Genomic DNA, 3,480 nt, shown 5'->3' with positions numbered 1-3,480 from the left:
GGTGGGCCGGTCAGGCCGGGGAGGGACCAGGCAGGCGGGTCGGGCCAAGCGGCCGGATGGCCCGATGGCTCGCTGCTTCGATGGCCCGATCGTTCGATGGCCAGATCCTTACGGTGCACGAGCGTGGATGTACGCAACTCCGGTGCGAACAAGGCGAGTCGACCTACGTTGGTGCCTGATCATCAGCACCGAGACATCGGAACACCGGAGGCCTGCCGTGTTGAACGACGACCCCTCGACCGAAGCCGGAACGGGAACCGAAACCGGAACCGGTAGGGGTGCCCGGCCCCGCCCCCGTATCGACACCAGCAAGCCGCACTCGGCCCGCTTCTGGAACTACTTCGTCGGCGGCAAGGACTACTACGAGGTCGACCGGGAGATCGGGGACCACATCAAGGAGATCTTCCCGGGTCTCGTCGACGTGGCCGTCACCAGCCGGCACTTCCTGGGCCGCGCCGTCCGCTATCTGGCCGACGAGCAGGGCGTACGTCAGTTCCTGGACGTCGGCACCGGGTTGCCGACCGCCGACAACACCCACGAGGTCGCCCAGCGCGCCGCCCCCGAGGCCCGGATCGTGTACGTCGACAACGACCCGATCGTGCTGGCCCACGCGGACGCCCTGCTCACCGGCACCCCCGAGGGCCGCACGGTCTATCTGAACGCCGACCTCTACGCCCCCGAGACCATCCTGGAGGCGGCGGCCGACACCCTCGACCTCTCCCGGCCGGTCGGTCTGATGATCCTCAACACGCTCGGCCACGTCGCCGACCACGACCGGGCACGCGACCTGGTGAGCCGCCTGATGGCGGGCCTGCCGTCGGGGAGCCACCTGGTGATCAGCGACAGCACCGCCACGAGTGAGGGCATGATCGCCGCGTCGGAGGCGTACAACGCGAGCGGCGCGGTGCCGTACCACGTCCGCAGCGTCGCCGAGATCGCCGCCTTCTTCGACGGCCTCGACCTGGTGGACCCGGGCGTCGTCCAGGTGCCCGAGTGGCGCCCCGACCTCAGGGACCCGGTCGGCGCCGCCTCGGCTGTCGACGCGTACTGCGGGGTCGGGCGCAAGCCCTGAGGGCGGGCCGCTCACGGACACAGGGGCCCGGACGGGCCTGAGGGGCCGGGGGTGCCCGAGGGAGTCCGCGTGGCGTTGAGCGTCTGGGTGGCCGCGGTCGTCAGGGCGAGGGCGCAGAGTGCTGTGCCGCCGAGGACGAGCGGGTTCACCCAGCCGGGTACCAGCTCGGTCGCCATGCCCTCCTCCGTGACGCACCGCACGCTGACCGGCAGGGTCGTCCGGGTCACCACGTGCCCGCCGGGGGCTCCGGCGGCCGCGCACATCTGCTCCGGGTCCAGGATGTAGAAGCCGCTGACCAGGCCGTACGCGTACGCGCCCAGCGCCGTCACGCCGGAGATGACCGCCACCAGGGCGCACGAACCGGCGTCCGGCAGGCGTCGGCGGCCGCTGCCCGTCTCCCGGTCGTGCGCGCGCACGGCGCGAGTCACCGTCGCGGCCGCGACGACCAACGGCGCCAGGAACGGGGCGAGGAGGAGGGCGAAGAGGAGGAAGGACGCCATGCTTGAGCGGACTGCGCCGGGAGGGTGGCGGTTCCGGCGCGCGTCGGTCGGGGTTGCTCGCGCGGTTCCCCGCGCCCCTTCAGGACGCGACTCCCTCACGGAGCGTTACCGTTCGACGCGCGAGGGTCACCGGTCCGCCGTACGTTGGGCGGGCAAGGCAGTACACCACCCCACCAAGGAGTAACCATGGCCGCCAAGGACAAGGGCAGCATGGACAAGATCAAGGGCAAGGCCAAGGAGATGACCGGGAAGGTCACCGGCGATCGCGCGCAGCAGACCGAGGGCAAGATGCAGCAGGCGCGCGGCGAGGCGAAGAAGATGAAGGGCAAGGCGCAGGAGCGCGTGCAGGCGCCTACGCGGGAGCCGCAGCGCTCGTCGCGACGCACCGGCATCTGAGCCGACGCACGAGCCCGCCACGCCGCCGACGCGCGAGCGCGGCTGACGTAGTGGAAGGGGGCTCCCCCTGCATGGGGAGCCCCCTTCGCTTGTCGCTGGTGAGTAGCTCGGGGTTCACGGGTACTCGGCGCGCATGGAGACCCAGGTGGCAGGGCCGGTGTTGCCGGAAAGCAGGGGGGCCGTCTCGGATGCCGTCACGCGGTTTCTGCGGGGCGCGGGCGCGCCGCCCCGGAACCGGGAGATCGCCGGGGCCGACCCCTTCGGCGACGACCTCCAGCTCGCCCTCTACCTCTGCTACGAACTGCACTACCGGGGCTTCGCCGACGTCGACGCCGACCTCGAATGGGATCCCGAGCTGCTGCGCTGCCGGGCGGCCCTGGAGTGGCCGTTCCTCGAAAGCCTGCGCGACCGGGCGACCCGGCACGTGGGCGCCCAGGAGGCCCTGGACGACCTGCTCGTGGAACCGGCGGGCGGCGACGGCGGCGGGGTCGGCGACTTCCTCCAGGACGAGGGCGAACTGTGGCAGGTGCGCGAGTACGCGGCGCAGCGGTCGCTGTACCACCTCAAGGAGGCCGACCCGCACGCCTGGGTGCTGCCCCGGCTGTGGGGGCGGGCCAAGGCGGGCATGGCCGCCGTCGAGTTCGACGAGTTCGGCGGGGGCCGCGCCGAGCGCGTGCACGCGCGCCTCTTCGCCGAGCTCATGACCGACCTCGGGCTCGACCCGACGTACGGCCGCTACGTGGACGCCGCCGGTGCCGAGGCGCTCGCCCTGGTGAACCTGATGTCCCTCTTCGGCCTGCACCGGGCGCTGCGCGGTGCCCTGGTCGGACATTTCGCGACGGTAGAGATCACCTCCTCCCCCGGCTCCCGCCGACTCTCCCGCGCCATGCGGCGGACCGGGGCCGGCCCCGCCGCCGAGCACTTCTACGACGAGCACGTCGAGGCCGACGCCGTGCACGAGCAGGTCGTACGACGGGAGGTCGTCGCCGGCCTGCTGGAGGAGGAGCCGCAGCTGGACGCCGACGTCGCCTTCGGCGTCGACGCCACCAACCATCTGGAGGACGCCCTCGCGGGCCGCCTCCTCGGAGCGTGGCGAGCGGGCCGGTCGTCGCTGCGCACGCCGGTGTGAGGAGGAGCCGGGGCGGAAGGGCGCGCCGGTCCCACGCCGGTCGGCCGGGACGTCCCCGGGAGCCGTCCACGACAAGGAAGAGCTGGTGATCATCCGTGCCGAAGGATCCCGCCGGACGCCGCGCTCCGACGCCGCCTCCCTCGGCTGCGAGGCGGAGCGCACCGGGGCCGGCCACCCGCGTCGCCCTGCAGCGTCGCCCCGGTCCGCTGCTGGTCGAGGGGCCGGTCGAGGTCACGTTGGAGGACGGGACGACCGTGTCGTCGGACCGCTTCTGCGTGGCCCTGTGCACCTGCCGCCGCAGCCGCATCTACCCGTGGTGCGACACCAGCCACCGGCGCCGGGCCCCCGCCGGTGGCTGGTGTCGCACCACGGGTAGATGCGGC

5 protein-coding genes are annotated in these 3,480 nt (G+C 72.8%); 4 read left to right on the top strand and 1 reads right to left on the bottom strand.

Features of this window, described 5'->3' with window-relative positions; genetic code table 11:
• Nucleotides 1-298 precede the first annotated feature (298 nt).
• Nucleotides 299-1,072: an SAM-dependent methyltransferase gene (locus P1P70_RS42175; protein WP_319247430.1), complete on the top strand. Its 774-nt coding sequence runs from the start codon at nucleotides 299-301 to the stop codon at nucleotides 1,070-1,072.
• Nucleotides 1,073-1,083: 11 nt separating this feature from the next.
• Here the strand turns inward: P1P70_RS42175 and P1P70_RS42170 are convergent, their stop codons facing one another.
• Nucleotides 1,084-1,572, bottom strand: a complete 489-nt coding sequence (locus P1P70_RS42170; protein WP_319247426.1) for a hypothetical protein — start codon at nucleotides 1,570-1,572, stop codon at nucleotides 1,084-1,086.
• A 186-nt stretch (nucleotides 1,573-1,758) separates the two neighbouring features.
• On the opposite strand from P1P70_RS42170, the gene P1P70_RS42165 reads away from it, so the two are divergent.
• From P1P70_RS42165 to P1P70_RS42155, 3 genes are all read left to right on the top strand, one after another.
• Nucleotides 1,759-1,968: a CsbD family protein gene (locus tag P1P70_RS42165; protein ID WP_319247424.1), complete on the top strand. Its 210-nt coding sequence runs from the start codon at nucleotides 1,759-1,761 to the stop codon at nucleotides 1,966-1,968.
• A gap of 133 nt (nucleotides 1,969-2,101) precedes the next feature.
• Nucleotides 2,102-3,097 (top strand): iron-containing redox enzyme family protein, encoded by a 996-nt coding sequence (locus P1P70_RS42160; protein WP_319247422.1) that lies wholly within the window; start codon nucleotides 2,102-2,104, stop codon nucleotides 3,095-3,097.
• Between the two features lie 206 nt (nucleotides 3,098-3,303).
• A partial coding sequence (locus P1P70_RS42155) for a CDGSH iron-sulfur domain-containing protein (RefSeq protein WP_413471671.1) occupies nucleotides 3,304-3,480 on the top strand: 177 nt, incomplete at its 3' end.

Origin of the sequence: Streptomyces sp. MB09-02B (assembly GCF_033794485.1) — a bacterium.
Classification (GTDB): domain Bacteria; phylum Actinomycetota; class Actinomycetes; order Streptomycetales; family Streptomycetaceae; genus Streptomyces.
This window is presented reverse-complemented; position numbering and strand designations above follow the sequence as displayed.

Coding starts and splice junctions, on each gene's coding strand:
- P1P70_RS42170 (WP_319247426.1), bottom strand. CDS start 1,572: ATGGCGTCCTTCCTCCTCTTCGCCCTCCTCCTCGCCCCGTTCCTGGCG.
- P1P70_RS42160 (WP_319247422.1), top strand. CDS start 2,102: ATGGAGACCCAGGTGGCAGGGCCGGTGTTGCCGGAAAGCAGGGGGGCC.
- P1P70_RS42165 (WP_319247424.1), top strand. CDS start 1,759: ATGGCCGCCAAGGACAAGGGCAGCATGGACAAGATCAAGGGCAAGGCC.